Source organism: Enterobacter adelaidei (genome assembly GCF_041937165.1).
GTDB lineage: Bacteria > Pseudomonadota > Gammaproteobacteria > Enterobacterales > Enterobacteriaceae > Enterobacter > Enterobacter adelaidei.
In genome coordinates, this window is record NZ_CP154353.1 from 677,251 (window position 1) to 697,055 (window position 19,805).

The following is a 19,805-nucleotide window of genomic DNA, read 5'->3' on the forward strand; positions in this document are numbered from 1 at the left end:
CCAGCAATAATAAAAAATTTCTGTTTCTTTACCCTGCCGCCAGTCGACGAAAGATTAAGCTTTCCGTATAGTGGCGGCAATTTTTTGCATCCGGGAAATTTTCAATGATCAGTCTGATTGCAGCGCTGGCGGTGGACCGTGTTATCGGTATGGAAAATGCCATGCCGTGGAACCTGCCTGCCGATCTCGCATGGTTTAAACGTACGACGTTAAACAAGCCGGTAGTGATGGGCCGCCTGACCTGGGAGTCGATTGGTCGTCCATTGCCGGGCCGTAAGAATATCGTTATCAGTAGCCAGCCTGGCACTGATGATCGCGTTGAATGGGTGAAATCCGTGGACGAGGCGATTGCCGCATGCGGTAACGCCGAAGAGATCATGGTGATTGGTGGCGGGCGCGTGTATGAGCAGTTCCTGCCAAAAGCGCAGAAGCTTTATCTGACGCACATTGATGCAGAAGTGGAAGGGGATACCCATTTCCCGGATTACGATCCGGATGAGTGGGAGTCTGTCTTCAGTGAGTTTCACGATGCGGATGCACAGAACTCCCACAGCTACTGCTTCGAGATTCTGGAACGTCGTTAAGTGATTTTCCCTCTCCCGGCCGGGAGAGGGAATAAACCTCAGGAGGCAACGGCCTCGTCTTCACCTAAGTCCAGCTGTCGGTTGGATGGCTGAACAAAGTAAGCCTTATCTTCCCAGCGCAAGCAGGTTAACTCTCCGCCCCAGCAGCATCCGGTATCCAGACCGTAGATCCCTTCCGGCGTTCCTTTTCCTTCCAGCGCAGCCCAGTGACCAAATACCACGCTGTACTCGCTTGTCACGGGGCCAGAAATGGCAAACCACGGTTTGAGCGGGGCGGGCGCGCTTTCCGGCGTCTCTTTGGAATACATGTCCAGCTGCCCGTTCGGGAAGCAAAAACGCATGCGGGTAAAAGCGTTGGTGATAAAGCGCAGACGTGCCAGACCGCTGAGATCTTCGCTCCAGTGGTTCGGCATATCGCCGTACATGGCATCGAGGAAGAAAGGATACGAGTCGCTTGCCAGCACCGCTTCAACATCACGCGCGCAGGTTTTCGCCGTCTCAAGATCCCATTGCGGCGTGATCCCGGCATGGGCCATGACCAGCTTTTTCTCTTCGTCGACCTGCAGCAAGGGCTGACGGCGTAGCCAGTTGATCAGCTCGTCCGCGTCCGGTGCATCCAGCAATGGCGTGAGCCTGTCTTTGGGTTTGTTGCGACTGATCCCAGCGAAGACAGCCAGTAAATGCAGATCGTGATTACCCAGCACCATGCGCACGCTGTCGCCCAATGATTTGACGAAACGTAATACCTCAAGCGAGCCGGGGCCACGTGCGACTAAATCACCCGTCAGCCAGAGCGTGTCCTGTCCGGGCGTAAAGTCGACCTGTTTTAATAATGCGATCAGTTCATCGTAGCAACCGTGAACGTCGCCAATCAGATATGTAGACATTAGATTAATGAATGAGTGTTGTAACGGCGAGACGGAACACAGGAATAGCAACGCGGAACACATTGCCATCAACGTCGACCATTTCGTAATGGCCTTGCATGGTACCCAGCGGCGTTTCAATCACCGCGCCGCTGGTGTACTGATACTCTTCGCCAGGATCGATATGGGGTTGTTCACCGACCACACCTTCACCCTGAACTTCGATTTCACGGCCATTACCGTTGGTGATAAGCCAGTAGCGCCCGCGCAGTTGCACAGGCATCCGCCCCAGATTGCGAATGGTCACGGTGTAAGCGAAGACATAGCGTTCTTCATCCGGTGAGGATTGAGATTCAACATAGACGCTTTGTACATGGACACAGACGCGGGGCGAATCAATCATGGCTTAACTCTCCTTCGGAGGCGCATTTTCACTGATGTAATTAGCCAGCTTGCAGTACTGCTCTACGGAGATGTTCTCTGCACGCATTGCCGGGTCGATACCCAACTCAGCCAGCACGTCAACCGTAAACAGATTACCCAGGCTGTTACGGATCGTTTTACGGCGCTGGTTAAAGGCTTCCGTAGTGATACGGCTCAGTACGCGCAGATCTTTGACCGGGTACGGCATCGTTTTATGCGGCACCAGGCGCACAACCGCAGAGTCTACTTTCGGTGGCGGCGTAAAGGCAGATGGCGGAACTTCGAGGACCGGGATCACGTTGCAGAAATATTGCGCCATCACGCTTAAACGACCATACGCTTTACTGTTCGGCCCTGCAACCAGTCGGTTAACAACCTCTTTTTGCAACATGAAGTGCATGTCAGCAATGGCATCAGTATAGCTAAAGAGATGGAACATTAGCGGCGTGGAGATGTTATACGGCAGGTTGCCGAATACGCGCAGAGGCTGTCCCATTTTTTCTGACAGTTCGCCAAAGTTCATGGTCATGGCATCCTGCTGATAGATGGTCAGCTTTGGCCCCAGGAACGGGTGCGTTTGCAGGCGTGCGGCCAGATCGCGGTCCAGTTCGATAACGGTCAGTTCGTCGAGGCGTTCGCCTACTGGCTCGGTCAGTGCGGCAAGACCTGGGCCGATTTCGACCATAGCCTGACCTTTCTGCGGATTAATGGCAGAGACGATGCTGTCGATCACGAACTGATCGTTGAGGAAGTTTTGCCCGAAGCGTTTTCGGGCTAAGTGGCCCTGATGGACTCGATTAGTCATTGAGTATTAACAATCATTTTGATGGCGAGATTAAGCGCCGTAATAAAACTGCCGACATCCGCTTTCCCCTGGCCTGCCAGATCCAGCGCAGTACCGTGGTCAACGGACGTTCGAATAAAAGGTAAGCCGAGGGTGATATTCACCCCGCGGCCAAAGCCCTGGTATTTTAGCACGGGCAGGCCCTGATCGTGGTACATCGCAAGTACGGCGTCGGCATTATCCAGGTATTTCGGCTGGAAAAGGGTATCAGCAGGCAGTGGCCCGCTTAAATTCATCCCTTTTGCTCGCATTTCTTCAAGTACCGGAATAATGGTGTCGATCTCTTCGGTGCCCATGTGCCCACCTTCACCAGCGTGTGGATTCAGGCCGCAGACCAGAACGTGTGGCTGTTTGATGCCGAATTTGGTTTGCAGGTCATGATGCAGGATCCCGATGATCTCCCGCAGCAGTTCCGGAGTGATGGCATCAGGGATGGCCTTAATGGGCAGGTGGGTTGTCACCAGAGCAACGCGCATCTCCTCCGTAGCCAGCATCATCACCACTTTCGGACTGTGCGAGCGTTCTTCAAAGAACTCGGTATGCCCTGTAAACGGAATACCCGCTTCGTTGATGACACCTTTGTGCACGGGGCCGGTGATAAGCGCGGCAAATTCACCTTTCAGACAACCGTCGCAGGCGCGTGCAAGGGTTTCAACGACATAGTGGCCGTTTTCCGTGCTGAGCTGGCCTGGGACAACAGGCGTACGAAGGGGAACAGAAAGCAGCGTGAGCGTACCGGCTTGTTGCGGTGCTGGCTGTTGACCTTCAACGTAAGGGATAAGCGTTAAAGGTAGACCGAGCAGTGTTGCCCGGTCTTGTAACAGTGTTGCATCTGCGCAGACAACCAGTTCTACCGGCCAGCTGCGCTGGGCAAGCTGGACAACGAGGTCAGGCCCAATCCCGGCGGGTTCGCCGGGAGTGATAACAACACGATGCAGTTTCATTAGTTACTCAGAATTTTCACGTAAGCACTGGCGCGTTGTTCCTGCATCCAGGTTGCCGCTTCTTCAGAGAACTTACGGTTAAACAGCATACGGTAGGCTCTGTCTTTCTGCGCCGCGTCAGTTTTATCAACGTTACGGGTATCCATCAGCTCGATCAGATGCCAGCCAAACGAAGAGTGAACCGGAGCACTGATCTGGCCTTTGTTCAGCTTCATCAGTGCATCGCGGAACGCAGGATCATAAATATCCGCAGCCGCCCAGCCCAGATCGCCGCCCTGGTTAGCAGAGCCTGGATCCTGAGAGAACTCTTTTGCAGCATTTGCGAAGGATGTTTTACCGCTCTTAATGTCAGCAGCAATTTGTTCCAGTTTCGCACGTGCCTGATCATCATTCATGATCGGAGAGACTTTCAGCAGGATATGACGAGCATGGACTTCCGTAACGGAAATATTCTGGCTCTGCCCACGGAGATCGTTCACTTTCAGAATGTGGAAACCCACACCTGAACGGATTGGTCCGACGATATCGCCTTTCTTCGCTGTGCTCAGTGCCTGGGCAAAGATGGATGGCAGCTCCTGAATACGTCCCCAACCCATCTGGCCGCCTTTAAGCGCCTGTTGGTCTGCGGAGTAGGTGATCGCCAGCTTGCCAAAGTCACCGCCATTACGCGCTTGTTCGACAATAGAACGTGCCTGGCTTTCTGCTTCCGCAGCCTGATCGGAGGTTGGATTCTCTGGCAGTGGGATCAGAATGTGGCTCAGATTCAGCTCTGTGCTGGCATCATTCTGGTTACCGACCTGTTTTGCCAGCGCGTCCACTTCCTGAGGCAGGATCGTGACACGGCGACGCACTTCATTGTTACGCACTTCCGAAATCAGCATCTCTTTACGGATCTGGTTGCGGTAGGTGGCGTAGCTGATGCCGTCGTAGGCCAGACGGCTGCGCATCTGATCCATGGACATATTGTTCTGTTTCGCGATGTTAGCAATCGCCTGATCGAGCTGCTCGTCAGTGACCTTCACACCCATTTTTTGACCCATCTGCAGAACGATCTGATCCATGATCAGACGCTCCAGGATCTGGTGGCGCAACGTTGCATCATCCGGAAGTTGCTGGCCTGCTTCGCCCGAATTGAGCTTCACAGATTTCATCAGACCGTCAACGTCACTTTCAAGCACGACGCCGTTGTTAACCACAGCAGCGACCTTATCAACAACCTGGGGGGCCGCGAAGCTGGTATTCGCAACCATAGCGACACCGAGCAGCAGCGTTTTCCAGTTCTTCATACTTTTTCCATTTCAATTAACCGCAAAGCGGATTACGTTGCAAATCAAGCACATTACAAGGAGCTACGGTACGGCAGAATGTTCGAACGAAGCATTTTCTGCGTACCCAGACCGTAATTGGAACTCAAACCGCGTAACTCGAAGTTAAAGCCAATCACGTTATCGTATTCGCTTTGATTGTTTTTAGTATCCCAGCCGTTAAGTTTGCGTTCGTAACCGACGCGCAGCGCGTAACAGCAAGAGTTATATTGCAGACCCACCATCTGGTCAGCTGATTTACTGGTGTTGGTGTCAAAGTAGTAAGCCCCGACGATTGACCAACGATCGGCGATTGGCCAACTTGCTGCCGCACCGACCTGAGAAATCCCATCCGAATATTGCGGTAATTTCCAGTAGTTGATGCTGTTCTGGTCATTGCTTTTCGGTAGCGTTGCCTGAATGTACTCTGGGCTCGCGTAACGATAACTTACCTGAATCATACGATCTTCATCACGACGATACTCGATGGCCGCACTGCTGTTAGCGACATTGTCGAGACGAGTGTCATATTGCACACCACCACGCAGGCCCCAGCGATCGGTCATACGCCAGTAGGTATCTCCCGCCCAAACTATCGATCCCGTTTTGTTGTCTTTCTCCCACTGAATGTTGTCATCGCCAGTGCGAGACTCTGTGAAATAGTAGATTTGACCAACAGAAACGTTAAAACGTTCAACGGCAGAATCATCATAAACGCGCGATGTGACGCCGGTCGTTAACTGGTTCGCAGATGCTATACGGTCCAGACCACCGTAGGTACGGTCGCGGAACAGGCCGCTATAGTCAGATTGCAGTAAAGCAGAGTCGTAGTTCTGAATGTTGCTCTGATCACGATACGGCACGTACAAATACTGCATACGAGGCTCAAGCGTCTGGGTATAACCATCCGCCAGCAACCACATATTACGCTCGAAAATCAGCTTGCCGTCCATTTTGAATTGCGGGAGCGTTCGGTTGACTGACTCTTCGAGATGCGCGTTGTTAGTGGTGTTGTAATTATCAACATTTTTTTGCTGATAGTGAGTCGCCATCAGCTTGGCTTCGGTGTTCAGGCTTGCCCAGTCGTTAGACCACGGCAGATTGATCGTCGGCTCAAGGTGAACACGGGTGGCTTCAGGCATGTTCGAATCTGTGTTAACGAAATGCACCGCCTGAGCGTATACACGGGTGTCGAATGGACCCACATCATTCTGATACCAGTTAACGTCCAGTTGAGGCTCTGCCCCATAGGTAGGCGTGGACTGGTCAGAAAACACCTGGAATTGCTTGGTCGAGACGGTTGCATCAAAGTTTTGCACCGCATAGCCTACGCTGAATTTCTGCGTGGCATAGCCATCCGTACTCGAGCCATATTTGGACGAGAAGTCATTAAAATACGACGAGTCGCTAACTTTGGTGTAGTCAACATTAAAGCGCCACACCTGATCCATGACCCCGGAATGCTGCCAGTAGAACAGCCAGCGGTGACGGTTATCACCAGATACGTTTCTCACGTCGTCTTTGTAAACGTTATCTGACGGCAGATAATCCAGCTCCATCAGACCCGCACCCGCCTGGGTCAGATAACGGAACTCGTTTTCCCACATGATGTTGCCGCGCTTATGGATATAGTGCGGCGTGATCGTGGCGTCCATGTTGGGCGCAATGTTCCAGTAATACGGCAGGTAGAACTCAAAGTAGTTCGTGGTGCTGTATTTGGCATTAGGGATCAAGAAGCCGGAGCGACGTTTGTCACCCACGGGAAGTTGCAGGTAAGGGCTGTAGAACACAGGAACCGGACCCAGCTTGAAGCGGGCGTTCCAGATCTCGGCAACCTGTTCTTCACGGTCATGGATGACTTCGCTCCCGACCACGCTCCAGGTATTCGAACCTGGCAGACAGGAGGTAAAGGTACCATTTTCCAGAATGGTATAGCGGTTTTCACCGCGCTGTTTCATCAGGTCAGCGTCACCGCGCCCCTGGCGACCCACCATCTGGTAATCACCTTTCCAGACGTTAGTATCTTTAGTATTCAGGTTTGACCAGGCTTTCGGACCTTTCAGGATGACCTGATTGTCGTCATAGTGCACATTACCCAGCGCATCCACCGTTCGTACCGGCTCGGCCGCACCTTCCGGCTGCTTCTGGTGCAACTGCACTTCATCTGCCTGCAGGCGGCTGTTACCCTGGTTAATATCCACATTGCCCGTAAACGTGGCGTTGTCAGGATAGGTACCTTTGGAACTGTCGGCAGTAATGGTTACCGGTAAGTTATTTGTATCGCCACTCACCAGAGGACGATTATAACTTGGGACGCCAAGCATACACTGCGAGGCGAGATCGGCCGCCAGCCCCTGTTGACTGTACAGGGCTGTGCCAATCATTGTGGCCAGGAGGGTGGGGATACGTTTTTTCATACGTTGTATTTTATTGTTCCGTCATCAGTGGCTACGGCTTACAAACGCTCAGAGACTATCTTACTCATCAGCGCAGTACCAGCGTTAATCCTGCCGTTTGCGTGCCAGAGTGTTAGGCTCGCTATCGAATGACGAGTATGATAAAGCAAATTATAGGCGATGTCCTTCAATTGACCGTGGCTTGAACACTGTGATGATGGCGTTGCGTCGTCCAGGAATATGACTATCCGGGGAGTATATGCAGTATTGGGGTAAAATAATCGGCGTTGCGTTCGCCATCATCATGGGTGCCGGGTTCTGGGGAATTGTGCTTGGGCTTATTATCGGCCATATGTTTGATAAGGCGCGCAGCCGCAAAATGGCCTGGTTTGCCAACCAGCGCGAGCGCCAGTCCCTCTTTTTCTCAACCACCTTTGAGGTCATGGGGCACTTAACCAAATCCAAAGGACGTGTGACAGAAGCCGATATTCAGATTGCCAGCGTCTTTATGGATCGCATGAATCTGCATGGTGACTCCCGTCTGGAGGCGCAAAATGCGTTCCGCATCGGTAAATCGGATAACTATCCATTGCGCGAAAAAATGCGTCAGTTCCGCAGCATCTGCTTCGGTCGTTTCGATTTAATTCGGATGTTTCTGGAGATTCAAATTCAGGCGGCATTCGCCGACGGCTCGCTTCATCCTAATGAACGTGATGTTTTATACGTCATTGCGGAGGAACTGGGGATTTCCCGTATGCAGTTCGACCAGTTCCTGCGGATGATGCAGGGCGGTGCGCAATTTGGCGGTGGCTATCACCAGCAGTCATCTGGCGGTGCCTGGCAGCAAGCGCAGCGTGGCCCGACGCTGGAGGATGCCTGCAATGTGCTTGGCGTAAAGCCCTCTGACGATCAGACCACGATTAAACGTGCCTATCGTAAGCTCATGAGCGAGCATCATCCGGACAAACTGGTCGCGAAAGGCCTGCCGCCAGAAATGATGGAGATGGCGAAGCAAAAAGCGCAGGAAATCCAGAAGGCGTATGAGCTCATTAAAGAGAAGAAAGGTTTCAAATAAAAACAAGCCCGACGGTGTCGGGCTTTTTTTAGAAGTCCACCGGGGCTTTAAACGTCATCGCGTTACCGAAGGCCGGGTGGGTAATGGTTAGCGTCTGGGCATGGAGCTGCAGACGTGGAGCCATCGCCAGCGCTTCTGGCGGCGCGTAGAATCGGTCACCCAGAATCGGATGCCCCATAGCGAGCATATGTACGCGCAGCTGGTGAGAGCGTCCGGTAATCGGCTTTAACAATACGCGCGCGGTGTTATCCGGCGCGTATTCCAGCACTTCATACTCGGTTTGCGCCGCCTTACCGGTTTCATAACACACCTTCTGCTTTGGCCGGTTCGGCCAGTCGCAAATCAGCGGTAAATCCACCAGCCCTTCCTCCTGCGCCGGGTGACCCCATACGCGCGCCACGTACTGCTTTTTCGGCTCGCGCTCGCGGAACTGGCGTTTAAGCTCCCGCTCCGCCGCTTTATTCAGAGCCACTACAATCACGCCGCTGGTTGCCATGTCCAGACGATGGACGGACTCAGCCTGCGGATAATCACGCTGAATACGCGTCATCACGCTGTCTTTGTGTTCATCCAGACGTCCCGGCACGGACAACAAGCCGCTTGGCTTGTTGACGACCATAATGTGCTCATCCTGATACAGAATGACCAGCCAGGGATCCGTCGGTGGATTGTAGGGCTCCATTACCATTTCGCGCTCCGTTTACTGATGCGTCACAACGATGAGACGCAGGGCATCCAGACGCCAGCTCGCCTGGTCCAGGCTTTCCAGCACCTGCTGGCGGTTGCTTTCAATCGCCGCCAGCTCGTCGTCACGGATGTTCGGGTTCACCGCTTTCAGCGCTTCCAGACGGGAAAGTTCAGCAGATAACTTCTCGTCCGCTTCACTGCGCGCGGCATCAATCAGCACCCTGGCCGCTTTTTCAACCTGGGTTTCACCCAGTTGCAGAATGGCATGCACGTCCTGCTGAACTGCGTTGACCAGCTTGCTGCCCGTATGACGGTTTACCGCGCTTAGCTGACGGTTGAAGCTCTCGAACTCGACCTGTGCGGCCAGGTTGGTGCCGTTTTTGTCCAGCAGCAGACGCACTGGCGTCGGCGGCAGGAAGCGGGTGAGCTGCAGCTGTTTCGGCGCCTGGGCTTCCACAACGTAGATCAGCTCGACCAGCAGGGTACCGACCGGCAGCGCCTTGTTTTTCAACAGGGAGATGGTGCTGCTGCCGGTATCACCAGAGAGGATCAGATCCAGACCGTTGCGGATCAGCGGGTGCTCCCAGGTAATGAACTGGGCATCTTCGCGAGAGAGGGCCACATCGCGCTCGAAGGTGATGGTGCAGCCATCTTCCGGCAGGCCCGGGAAATCAGGGACCAGCATGTGATCGGACGGGGTCAGAACGATCATATTCTCACCGCGATCGTCCTGGTTGATCCCGACGATGTCGAACAGGTTCATGGAGAAGCTGATCAGGCTGGTGTCGTCATCCTGCTCTTCAATGCTTTCAGCCAGCGCCTGTGCCTTTTCGCCACCGTTGGAGTGGATCTCCAGCAGACGGTCACGTCCCTGCTCCAGCTGAGTTTTCAGCGCGTCGTGCTTCTCGCGGCAAGATTTGATCAGCTCATCAAAACCGTCGGTTGTTTCTGGCGCTGCCAGGTAACCGATCAGGTCGCTATGAACCTGATCGTAAATGGTACGGCCTGTTGGGCAGGTATGCTCGAATGCATCCAGACCTTCATGGAACCAGCGCACCAGAACGGACTGAGCGGTTTTTTCCAGATACGGAACGTGGATCTGAATATCGTGCGCCTGACCGATACGATCCAGACGACCGATACGCTGCTCCAGCAGATCCGGGTTAAACGGCAGATCGAACATCACGAGATTGCTGGCGAACTGGAAGTTACGACCTTCAGAGCCGATCTCAGAACACAGCAGAACTTGTGCGCCGCTGTCTTCTTCACCAAACCAGGCTGCCGCACGGTCACGTTCAACAATAGACATGCCTTCGTGGAACACGGCTGCACGAATACCTTCACGCTCACGCAGAACCTGCTCCAGCTGCAGTGCAGTGGCAGCTTTCGCGCAGATCACCAGCACTTTCTGAGAACGGTGTGCGGTCAGGTAGCCCATCAGCCACTCTACGCGTGGGTCAAAGTTCCACCAGGTGCCGGTATCACCTTCGAATTCCTGGTAAATTTGTTCCGGGTAGAGCATGTCACGCGCACGTTCTTCGGCGGTTTTACGCGCCCCCATGATGCCGGACACTTTAATCGCCGTCTGGTACTGCGTTGGCAGTGGCAGTTTGATGGTGTGCAGTTCGCGTTTCGGGAAACCTTTCACGCCGTTACGGGTGTTACGGAACAGAACACGGCTGGTGCCGTGACGGTCCATCAGCATATCGATCAGTTCTTTACGTGCTGATTCCGCGTTGTCACCTTCGCTGTTGGCTGCCTGCAGCAGCGGTTCAATATCCTGCTCGCCAATCAGATCGCTCAGGGTATTGAGTTCGTCATTGGACAGACGCTTGCCCGCCAGTAAAAGGGCGACAGCGTCGGCAACCGGGCGGTAGTTTTTCTGCTCTTCAACAAACTGCTCAAAATCATGGAAACGGTTTGGATCGAGCAGGCGAAGACGTGCAAAGTGGCTTTCCAGCCCCAGCTGTTCCGGCGTTGCGGTCAGCAGCAGGACGCCAGGTACACGTTCGGCAAGCTGTTCGATCGCCATATATTCGCGGCTCGGCGCATCTTCGCTCCAGACCAGATGATGCGCTTCATCGACGACCATCAGATCCCATTCGGCATCGCACAGGTGTTCAAGACGCTGCTTGCTGCGGCGCACGAAGTCCAGCGAGCAAATCACCAGCTGTTCGGTTTCAAACGGGTTGTCCGCATCGTGCTGGGCTTCTGCGTAGCGTTCGTCGTCAAACAGCGAGAAGCGCAGGTTAAAGCGGCGCAGCATTTCGACCAGCCACTGGTGCTGCAGGGTTTCAGGAACCACAATCAGCACGCGCTCGGCTGCGCCAGAAAGCAGCTGTTGATGCAGGATCATACCGGCTTCAATAGTCTTACCCAGACCCACTTCGTCTGCCAGCAGTACGCGAGGTGCATGACGACGGCCGACGTCATGGGCGATATTCAACTGGTGAGGGATCAGGCTGGTGCGTTGACCACGCAGGCCGCTCCACGGCATACGGTACTGTTCACTCTGGAACTTACGGGCGCGATAGCGCAGAGAGAAACGATCCATGCGGTCGATTTGCCCGGCAAACAGGCGGTCCTGCGGCTTACTGAAAACCAGTTTGCTGTCGAGCAGCACTTCACGCAGGATGACATTGGTCTCGTCAGTGTCCAGGCGAGTGCCAATGTAGGCGAGCAGTCCATTCTCTTCTTTTACGTCTTCAACCTTGAGCTGCCAGCCGTCATGGCTGGTCACGGTGTCACCCGGATTAAACATCACGCGGGTCACAGGGGAGTCATTGCGAGCGTACAGGCGGTTTTCACCAGTGGCAGGGAAGAGGAGGGTAACCATGCGCGCATCGACGGCAACGACAGTTCCTAATCCGAGTTCGCTTTCTGTATCGCTGATCCAGCGTTGACCAAGTGTAAAAGGCATAGTTGTTCGGCTCTAATCTTTAATTGCAGGCAATAGTTCGACCCCGTCAAAAAAGACGGTCATCGAAAAATGGGTCCGGGAATGGAAAGGGCGCTATGGTACTGGATGGCAGCCATTTCGTCACGCGTCAAAATAGGCCAAGTTGCCCTGTCACTAGTGTAGCAAAATCATCGTCGATGAAGGGTAAAATTCCCTCTGCAACGGGCTGGAGCTGGCGCGTCAGGTAGTGATCGTAATCGAGTGGCGACTGTTGATAATCAACAGGTTCCGGGCCGCTGGTGGTCCAGACATATTTGATTGTCCCCCGGTTTTGATACTGCGGCGAGCGACCCCGTCGCACATTCTCTTCATCCGCCAGACGGGCGGCGCGCACGTGTGGCGGTACGTTGCGCTGGTATTCAGCCAGCGGGCGGCGCAGGCGTTTGCGATATACCAGTTGATCGTCCAGCTCACCGGCCATCAGGCTGGCAATGGTTTCGCGCACGTAATCCTGATAAGGCTCATTGCGAAAGACCCGCAGATAGAGCGTTTGCTGGAACTGTTGCGCCAGAGGGGTCCAGTCGGTGCGTACTGTTTCCAGCCCTTTAAAGACCATCCTCTGCGCGTCGCCTTCCTGAATCAGCCCGGCGTAGCGCTTCTTGCTGCCCTGATCGGTACCGCGAATGGTGGGCATTAAAAAGCGGGCAAAATGGGTTTCATATTCCAGTTCTAACGCGCTGTTTAACCGCTCTTTTTGCAAATGCACCCGCCACCAGTCGTTTACGTAGGCAACCAGCGCTTTGCCGATTTGCGCGGCATCGTCTTCCGAATGTCCACCCTTAAGCCACACAAAGGTGGAGTCCGTGTCGCCGTAGATGACGTCATAGCCCCTGGATTCAATCAGCGCTTTGGTCTGTCGCATGATCTCGTGACCGCGCATGGTGATCGAGGAGGCCAGTCGTGGGTCGAAGAAACGGCAGGCGCTGGTACCCAGCACGCCATAAAAGGCATTCATGATGATTTTTAGCGCCTGCGAGAGCGGCTTATTGCCGTGGCGCTTGGCTTCGTCGCGACCGTGCCAGATGCTTCCGACGATCTCCGGCAGACAGTGTTTTTCGCGTGAGAAGCGAGCCCCGAGAAAGCCTTCGGTGCTGTGCTCATCATCCGGTTGGGCCATGCCCTCAACCAGCCCGACGGGATCGATCAGGAAGGTGCGGATTATCGACGGGTAGAGGCTTTTGTAGTCCAGCACCAGCACGGAGTCATACAACCCTGGCCGGGAATCCATGACATAACCGCCAGGGCTGGCCTGCGGTGGTACTTCTCCGAGATTCGGGGCGACATACCCCGCACGGTGCATGCGGGGGAAGTAGAGATGACTAAAGGCCGCCACGGAGCCGCCGTGTCGATCGGCTGCGAGACCGTTTACCGTCGCACGCTCCAGCAGGAACGGCATAATCTCGGTTTTGTGGAAAATCTGCGTGACCAGCTCGCAGTCTTTCAGGTTATAGGTGGCAAGCGCCGGTTTATCTTCGTTAAAGCGCCGGTCTATTTCATCCATTCTGTCCCAGGGGTTGTCGATAGATTTACCCTCGCCGAGCAGCTCCTGCGCGACGGCTTCCAGAGAGAACGAAGAGAAGTTCCAGAAGGCGGATTTCAGTGCCTCAATGCCGTCGATAATCAGGCGGCCGTTAGCCTGGGCAAAGAATACGCCGTTTTTAAATCCATGTTCGCGCCATTCTATTTCCGTATTGCCACGTCCCAGCATCAGCGGAATTCGGTACCGCTCGGCGTGTTTTTGCAACACCCGCAGGTCAAACTGCACCACGTTCCAGCCAATCAGCACATCGGGGTCGTACTCGGCAAACCACTGATTCAGTTTTTCCAGCAGATGAGGACGGCTGTTGACATACTCCAGCCGGAAATCCAGCGCGGAGGCATCGCCATTCGGCGGTCCGACCATATAGACAACCCGATCGCCGCAGCCTTCCAGACCAATGCAGTACAGTTCCCCGTGGCGGGTGGTTTCGATATCCAGCGACACCCATTTCAGCGGCGGGCGATAGTGCGGGTTGGGCTTCAGGCGTGCATCGACAATTCGGCCGTTTTGCTCGGTGCCATCGACCCAAACCGGTGCGGTAATAAACCGCTCCATCAGAAAACGCTCCGGCGGACGGATATCCGCTTCATAAAGCGTGACACCTGCTTCACGCAGCAGTTTTTCATAGCGCATTAATTGCCGGTGGGCGCGACAGTAAAGTCCGTAAACCGGCTGACGGTGAAAATCCTTCAGTTCAAGCGGCGTGATGCGCCAGTTATTTTCGCCGCGCAGCAACTGCTTCGCTTTTTCGACGTGTGCCTCAGGAATAAAGGCCACGGATTCCTGTGGCGGCAGCGTAACATTCAGCGGGCCGTTGTCCGTTGCCAGCCAGAATGCAACCTCAGTACCTTGAGGGGTATCCCGCCAGTGTCGGGTCAGTAAAAAGCCTTCTTGCGCCTGCGCCACGCCGTTATCCCATAAAACAAAACCAGGCATGATTATAGCCTGGTTGAATAGTTTATGCTGGGTATATATACAGTTTATTGCCCGTAATAGGATTTCGCACCGTGCTTGCGCAGATAATGTTTATCCAGCAGGGTTTGCTGCATATCCGGTAGCTGCGGCGCCAGCTGGCGACAGAAGATCCCCATATAGGCAATTTCTTCGAGCACTATCGCGTTATGCACTGCATCTTCCGCGTTTTTCCCCCAGGCAAACGGGCCGTGGGAGTGCACCAGAACCCCCGGCATCTGAGCCGCGTCGATTCCCTGCTTTTCAAAGGTTTCGACAATCACGTTGCCGGTTTCCCACTCATATTCACCGTTGATCTCTGCATCGGTCATTAAACGGGTGCAGGGAATGGTGCCGTAAAAGTAGTCCGCGTGCGTGGTGCCAGTTGCCGGGATGGACTGGCCAGCCTGCGCCCAGATGGTCGCATGGCGTGAATGGGTGTGGACAATGCCGCCGACCGTCGGGAATGACTGGTACAGCAGACGGTGAGTTGGCGTATCAGAGGAGGGCTTTTTCGTTCCTTCCACTACTTCGCCCGTGGCGATACTGACCACGACCATATCTTCCGCCGTCATTACGCTGTAATCGACGCCGGAAGGCTTGATCACAAACACGCCTTTTTCCCGATCAACGGCGCTAACGTTACCCCAGGTCAGGGTGACGAGATTGTGTTTCGGCAGCGCCAGGTTGGCTTCGAGTACCTGACGTTTGAGTTCTTCTAGCATGCAATCCTCCAGGAAAAGAGGCCCGCCCTGCGGCAGGCCAAAGATTCCCCTGTTAACGTTTTGAACCGTAATAGACTTCGTTCCAGCGCAGCGCGTCTTTGAAGGCTGGCAGGCGGGTATCGTTATCAATCACGGTCAGCTCGATATCGTGCAGTTCGGCAAACTGACGCATGTCATTGAGATCCAGTGCGTGGCTGAAGACCGTGTGGTGCGCACCGCCGGCCAGGATCCAGGCCTCTGAAGCGGTTGGCAGGTCAGGCTGTGCTTTCCACAGGGCGTTGGCGACCGGCAGTTTAGGCAGGGAGTGCGGCGTTTCAACCGCGTCGACGCAGTTGACCAGCAGGCGGAAACGATCGCCCAGATCGATCAGGCTGGCGTTGATAGCCGGGCCAGTACGCGTGTTGAAGATCAGACGCGCCGGATCGGCTTTGCCGCCGATACCAAGGTATTGCACGTCGAGGATCGGTTTCTCTTCGACGGCGATAGAAGGGCACACTTCCAGCATGTGCGAGCCGAGCACCAGGTCGTTGCCGTTCTCGAAGTGGTAGGTGTAATCCTCCATAAAGGAGGTGCCGCCCTGCAGACCGGTCGACATCACTTTCATGATGCGAAGCAGAGCGGCAGTTTTCCAGTCGCCTTCGCCCGCAAAGCCGTAGCCCTGCTGCATCAGACGTTGTACTGCCAGGCCTGGCAGTTGTTTCAGACCGTGGAGATCTTCAAACGTGGTGGTGAAAGCGTGGAAGCCGCCCTGTTCCAGGAAACGCTTCATGCCCAGCTCAATGCGCGCCGCGTCCAGCACGTTCTGGCGCTTGTCGCCGTGGATCTGCGCGGCGGCGGTCAGGCGGTAGCTGCTTTCGTACTCATCCACCAGCGCGCTCACGTCGCCATCGCTGATTTCATTCACCACCTGTACCAGGTCGCCCACGGCCCAGGTATTCACGGAGAAACCGAACTTGATCTGCGCGGCTACTTTGTCGCCGTCGGTTACCGCAACTTCACGCATGTTGTCGCCAAAACGCACCACTTTCAGGTGGCGGGTGTCCTGCTTAGAGACCGCCTGACGCATCCAGGAGCCGATACGTTTTTGCGCGTGCTGATCCTGCCAGTGGCCAGTCACGACGGCGTGCTGCTGACGCATACGCGCGCCGATGAAGCCAAACTCACGGCCGCCGTGCGCGGTCTGGTTCAGGTTCATAAAGTCCATGTCGATGCTGTCCCACGGCAGGGAGGCGTTGAACTGGGTATGGAACTGCAGCAGCGGTTTATTGAGGATCGTCAGGCCATTGATCCACATTTTGGCGGGCGAGAAGGTGTGCAGCCACACCACCATCCCGGCGCATTTATCGTCGTAGTTGGCGTCCCGGCAAATGTGAGTGATTTCATCCGGCGTGGTGCCCAGCGGTTTCAGCACCAGTTTGCACGGCAGTTTAGCTTCTGCATTCAGCGCGTTAACGACATGCTCCGCGTGTTTCGTCACCTGCTGCAGCGCTTCCGGTCCGTACAGATGCTGGCTGCCAATCACAAACCACACTTCATAATTATTAAAAATGGTCATCGTTGTGTCCTTAATGGGTCAGGGTTGCCGTAGTGTCCGCGGTGCTTTTGGCCGGGGCGGCGACAGGGAGATAGTGGAGTTCGGCGCTTTTTGCCCATTGCTGGTAGCGCTGATAAAGCTGTTCAAAGCGCTGCGCCTGCGAGGCGCGCGGCTGCAGGGTGTTTTCGACGGCGCTCGCCATATGCTGCTGAGCCGTCGGGATATCCGCGTGAACACCTGCGGCGACGGCGGCGAAAATTGCCGCGCCCAGCGCGCAGCACTGATCGGAGGCCACAATCTGCAGCGGACGGTTCAGCACGTCGCAGCAGGCTTGCATGATCACCGGGTTTTTACGGGCGATACCGCCCAGCGCCATCACGTTGTTCACGTCGATGCCCTGTTCGGTGAAGCACTCCATAATGGCGCGTGCACCAAACGCGGTGGCGGCAATCAAACCGCCAAACAGCGCAGGTGCATCGGTTGCCAGGTTGAGATCGGTAATCACCCCTTTCAGGCGCTGGTTAGCAAACGGCGTACGGCGGCCGTTGAACCAGTCCAGCACCACCGGGAGATGATCGAGAGACGGATTTTTTGCCCAGGCGTCAGTGAGCTGTGGCAGGAGCTGTTTTTTGCTCTCGGCTATCTGGGTTTTCAGTTCAGGATGTGCCGCAGCCAGCTGATCCAGCGGCCAGCCCAGCACGCGGCCAAACCAGGCGTAGATATCACCAAACGCAGACTGACCGGCTTCAAGGCCGATAAAGTCTGGCACCACGCTACCGTCAACCTGGCCGCAGATACCTTTTACCGCGCGGTTGCCAACGGTGGATTTATCTGCCGTCAGAATGTCGCAGGTCGAGGTGCCGATCACTTTCACCAGCGTATTGGGTTGTGCACCTGCGCCGACTGCGCCCATATGGCAGTCAAACGCGCCGCCGGAGATGGCCACATTCTGCGGAAGCCCAAGACGCTTCGCCCACTCTTCGCAGAGCGTGCCGACAGGGATATCAGCGGTGAAGGTGTCGGTAAACAGCGGATATGTCAGGCTCTTGTTGATGATCGGGTCGAGTTCATCGAAGAACGCAGCCGGAGGCAGGCCGCCCCAGCTTTCGTGCCACAGGGATTTATGCCCGGCGCTGCAGCGTCCGCGACGGATATCCTGCGGGCGAGTGATGCCGGAGAGCAGAGCGGGAACCCAGTCGCACAGTTCAATCCAGGAGACGGCCGCCTGGGCAACCGATGCGTCTGCACGGGTAACATGCAGGATCTTGGCCCAGAACCATTCGCTGGAGTAAATGCCGCCAATGTAACGCGAGTAATCAGTTTTACCTGCTTGATGGCACAAGCGGGTGATCGCTTCGGCCTCTTCCACGGCAGTATGGTCTTTCCACAGCACGAACATGGCGTTCGGGTTGTCCGCAAACTCAGGGCGCAGCGCCAGCACGCGGCCTTCCGCATCCACAGGGGCTGGCGTGGAGCCGGTGCTGTCGACGCCAATCCCGACAATCTCTGCCCGCTGAGCGTCAGTCAGTTCAGCGAGAACGGTTTTGATTGCCGCTTCCATTGACTCGATGTAGTCACGCGGGTGGTGACGGAACTGGTTATTTGGCGCGTCGCAGTAGCGCCCCTCTTGCCAGCGCGGGTACCACTCAACGCTGGTTGCTATCTCCTGGCCGGACGTACAGTCCACTGCCAGCGCGCGAACCGAGTCGCTGCCAAAATCGAGGCCAATCGCAATTGCCATGGTGTTGCTCCATCAAAAAAACAGGTATGGAAGAACATTAGAGACTGGAGGCGAAAATCGTCAGGCAGGATCCGCTAATCTTATGGACTAAATTGCTGTTACAACGGAAAGTGTGACGCCGTGCAAATATTCAATGTGGACATTTCTGCCGCACTTATAGACACTTTTGTTACTGGTTATCTGCCTGCGCTGGCGGAGAAATCAGGGGGAAAGGCTGAAACATGGCGGACGTAAAAGCGGCGTGATGCTTTTTGGATCTTTTCGCGGGCCATTTTTAACCTGCTTTTTATGATATGGACAATTGGTTTCCTTCAGGACCCTTGGGAGAACTGAATCTATGGCCGAAACGCAAAACGATCCTTTGCTGCCGGGATACTCGTTTAACGCGCACCTTGTGGCGGGACTGACCCCTATCGAGGCTGAGGGATATCTCGACTTTTATGTTGACCGCCCGCTCGGGATGAAAGGGTATATCCTCAACCTGACCGTGCGCGGGGAGGGGATCATCAAGAACGGTGACCAGCAGTTTGTCTGCCGCCCCGGCGATATTCTGTTGTTCCCGCCGGGGGAGATCCACCACTACGGGCGTCACCCGGATGCAAAAGAGTGGTATCACCAGTGGGTCTACTTCCGTCCGCGCGCCTACTGGCAGGAGTGGCTTTCGTGGCCGGCGATTTTTGCGCATACCGGTTTTTATCGACCGGATGATGTCCATCTGGCTCAGTTTCGCGAGCTTTTTGCCCAGATCATTGAGGCGGGGCAGGCAGGAGGACGTTATGCCGAACTGCTGGCAATTAACCTGCTTGAACAACTGCTGCTGCGGCGTATGGAGGCCATTAACGAATCGCTTAACCCTCCGCTGGATAACCGCGTGCGCGACGCCTGCCAGTACATCAGCGACCATCTGGCAGATAGTCAGTTTGATATCGCCAGCGTTGCTCAGCACGTCTGTCTGTCTCCGTCGCGGCTGTCGCATCTTTTTCGCCAGCAGCTTGGCGTCAGCGTGCTGAGCTGGCGTGAGGACCAGCGTATCAGTCAGGCGAAGCTGTTACTCAGCACCACCCGGATGCCGATTGCCACCGTCGGGCGTAACGTGGGCTTTGAAGATCAACTTTATTTCTCTCGTGTGTTCAAAAAATGCACGGGTGCCAGCCCCAGTGAATTCCGCGCGGGTTGTGAATAAACGGTAAAAAAAGATAAACAAACAGGTGAACTGTGGAAGCAACCTGTAA

The 19,805-nt window shown here is 55.1% G+C and carries 15 protein-coding genes; 3 read left to right on the forward strand and 12 right to left on the reverse strand.

From position 1 onward, the window contains the following. The first annotated feature begins 104 nt into the window (after positions 1-104). Positions 105-584 (forward strand): type 3 dihydrofolate reductase, encoded by a 480-nt coding sequence (folA, locus tag AAHF05_RS03375; RefSeq protein WP_008502023.1) that lies wholly within the window; start codon positions 105-107, stop codon positions 582-584. Between the two features lie 38 nt (positions 585-622). Here the strand turns inward: folA and apaH are convergent, their stop codons facing one another. From apaH to lptD, 6 genes are read right to left on the reverse strand one after another with little or no spacing between them, the layout of a single operon-like run. After that, complete coding sequence (gene apaH, locus AAHF05_RS03380; protein ID WP_129323947.1) at positions 623-1,471, reverse strand: bis(5'-nucleosyl)-tetraphosphatase (symmetrical) ApaH; 849 nt, start codon at positions 1,469-1,471, stop codon at positions 623-625. A gap of 4 nt (positions 1,472-1,475) precedes the next feature. Then, entirely contained in the window at positions 1,476-1,853 is a 378-nt protein-coding gene (apaG, locus tag AAHF05_RS03385; RefSeq protein WP_028016649.1) for a Co2+/Mg2+ efflux protein ApaG, read from the reverse strand. A 3-nt stretch (positions 1,854-1,856) separates the two neighbouring features. Continuing rightward, positions 1,857-2,678, reverse strand: a complete 822-nt coding sequence (gene rsmA, locus AAHF05_RS03390; RefSeq protein ID WP_013095540.1) for a 16S rRNA (adenine(1518)-N(6)/adenine(1519)-N(6))-dimethyltransferase RsmA — start codon at positions 2,676-2,678, stop codon at positions 1,857-1,859. After that, positions 2,675-3,661, reverse strand: a complete 987-nt coding sequence (pdxA, locus tag AAHF05_RS03395) for a 4-hydroxythreonine-4-phosphate dehydrogenase PdxA (protein ID WP_129323946.1) — start codon at positions 3,659-3,661, stop codon at positions 2,675-2,677. The genes rsmA and pdxA overlap by 4 nt, the downstream gene beginning before the upstream one ends. After that, on the reverse strand, positions 3,661-4,947 hold the full coding sequence (surA, locus tag AAHF05_RS03400; RefSeq protein ID WP_049005247.1) for a peptidylprolyl isomerase SurA: 1,287 nt from the start codon (positions 4,945-4,947) through the stop codon (positions 3,661-3,663). Before surA ends, pdxA begins: the two co-directional genes overlap by 1 nt. A 53-nt stretch (positions 4,948-5,000) precedes the next feature. Next, positions 5,001-7,382 carry an LPS assembly protein LptD gene (lptD, locus tag AAHF05_RS03405; RefSeq protein WP_129323945.1) on the reverse strand — a complete coding sequence of 794 codons (2,382 nt, stop codon included), beginning with the start codon at positions 7,380-7,382 and terminating at the stop codon, positions 5,001-5,003. Between the two features lie 238 nt (positions 7,383-7,620). Here lptD and djlA point away from each other — a divergent pair, with 238 nt between their 5' ends. Continuing rightward, a complete protein-coding gene (djlA, locus tag AAHF05_RS03410; protein WP_008502016.1) occupies positions 7,621-8,436 on the forward strand; it encodes a co-chaperone DjlA in 816 nt (271 codons plus the stop codon). A gap of 28 nt (positions 8,437-8,464) precedes the next feature. On the opposite strand, the gene rluA is transcribed toward djlA, so the two are convergent. From rluA to araB, 6 genes are all read right to left on the reverse strand, one after another. Further along, the gene (gene rluA, locus AAHF05_RS03415) at positions 8,465-9,124 is read right to left on the reverse strand and encodes a bifunctional tRNA pseudouridine(32) synthase/23S rRNA pseudouridine(746) synthase RluA (RefSeq protein ID WP_049005249.1); all 660 of its coding nucleotides are present in this window, start codon (positions 9,122-9,124) and stop codon (positions 8,465-8,467) included. 12 nt (positions 9,125-9,136) lie between these two features. Beyond that, positions 9,137-12,043: an RNA polymerase-associated protein RapA gene (gene rapA, locus AAHF05_RS03420; protein ID WP_028016655.1), complete on the reverse strand. Its 2,907-nt coding sequence runs from the start codon at positions 12,041-12,043 to the stop codon at positions 9,137-9,139. Between the two features lie 127 nt (positions 12,044-12,170). Continuing rightward, positions 12,171-14,558, reverse strand: a complete 2,388-nt coding sequence (gene polB / locus AAHF05_RS03425) for a DNA polymerase II (RefSeq protein WP_129323944.1) — start codon at positions 14,556-14,558, stop codon at positions 12,171-12,173. A gap of 44 nt (positions 14,559-14,602) precedes the next feature. Beyond that, positions 14,603-15,298, reverse strand: a complete 696-nt coding sequence (araD, locus tag AAHF05_RS03430; RefSeq protein ID WP_129323943.1) for an L-ribulose-5-phosphate 4-epimerase — start codon at positions 15,296-15,298, stop codon at positions 14,603-14,605. Positions 15,299-15,350: 52 nt separating this feature from the next. After that, positions 15,351-16,853, reverse strand: coding sequence for an L-arabinose isomerase (gene araA, locus AAHF05_RS03435; RefSeq protein WP_129323942.1), 1,503 nt, complete (start codon positions 16,851-16,853; stop codon positions 15,351-15,353). A 10-nt stretch (positions 16,854-16,863) separates the two neighbouring features. Then, positions 16,864-18,573, reverse strand: a complete 1,710-nt coding sequence (gene araB / locus AAHF05_RS03440; RefSeq protein ID WP_129323941.1) for a ribulokinase — start codon at positions 18,571-18,573, stop codon at positions 16,864-16,866. Positions 18,574-18,910: 337 nt separating this feature from the next. On the opposite strand from araB, the gene araC reads away from it, so the two are divergent. Next, positions 18,911-19,756: an arabinose operon transcriptional regulator AraC gene (gene araC / locus AAHF05_RS03445; protein WP_108089555.1), complete on the forward strand. Its 846-nt coding sequence runs from the start codon at positions 18,911-18,913 to the stop codon at positions 19,754-19,756. Positions 19,757-19,805: the final 49 nt, after the last annotated feature.